At 43.9% G+C, this 879-nt stretch carries 1 protein-coding gene; it reads left to right on the top strand.

Annotated features, from left to right (window positions below; genetic code table 11):
• Window positions 1-710: 710 nt before the first annotated feature.
• The coding region (locus tag WG89_RS32620) for a transposase (protein WP_062260605.1) at window positions 711-879 on the top strand (169 nt) is incomplete at its 3' end.

The following is an 879-nucleotide window of genomic DNA, read 5'->3' as shown; positions in this document are numbered from 1 at the left end:
GAGCGGTAACGGAAATGACTGAGAGTTAACTCTATCCATCGGTAACACTCATCTTTAGACTCCCAGCCAGGTTCTATGTCTGGGACATGTTCAAGGAAGTCGCTGACCTGATCCAGGGTCTTGATGAGTTTGGTGTTCATGATAATCTTCATCCTCTCATCATGAACGACATCCTGGACCTTTACAGGCTCAGTTCGTATTGGAAACCGGGCTTTTGTTCAGGCTCATTTTATATTGGAAGAGACTAGCTTAGGAAAAGTGACTTCACGAGAGTTATGCTGTGGGTATTAAAAGATAACCATTTAGCCAAAAGCTTTTATGAGCGAAATGGTTTTGATTTTGATGGCTCGGAATCGGTTGATCAGGATCGAGGGTTTGTTTCTCAGAGATATGTCAGGAAGCTTTGAAGACTCTGACCTCATTTAAGAGTCATTCACGCCACATGTTGCAGATAAATGTTATACCCCATACCGTTCGCACTGAGCTTGTCGAAGTGCCAGCATCCTTCGACAAGCTCAGGATGAACGGAGAGAGAACTCTTGGCTGCACTAGTGGATAGGGAGAAGGTCTTTTCAGTAAATTGTTTCAAACACATTGATTTAGTAAGCTCTGCACGGCGTATTACAAACTTATAAACCAAGCATTAAGGAACCTGCGAATAAGTCCCTGATCATGAGATAATAATCTCAGCAGCTTGATCAGAGGTAGTCATGGACCAACAACTCTCTTTTTCCGACAGTGAATTCAGCCAGAAGCGACGCAGAACTCGTAGGGAAATTTTTCTTGAAAGAATGGAGGTTCTGATTCCATGGAAACGCTTAGAGGCCGTAATCGAGCCCTATTACCCTAAGCGTGGCAACGGAAGACCTCCTTATCCTC

The organism is Endozoicomonas arenosclerae, from assembly GCF_001562015.1.
In the GTDB taxonomy this organism is placed as follows: Bacteria; Pseudomonadota; Gammaproteobacteria; order Pseudomonadales; family Endozoicomonadaceae; genus Endozoicomonas_A; species Endozoicomonas_A arenosclerae.
Note: the sequence above shows the minus strand (reverse complement) of the source record. Positions and strands in the feature narration are given on the sequence as shown.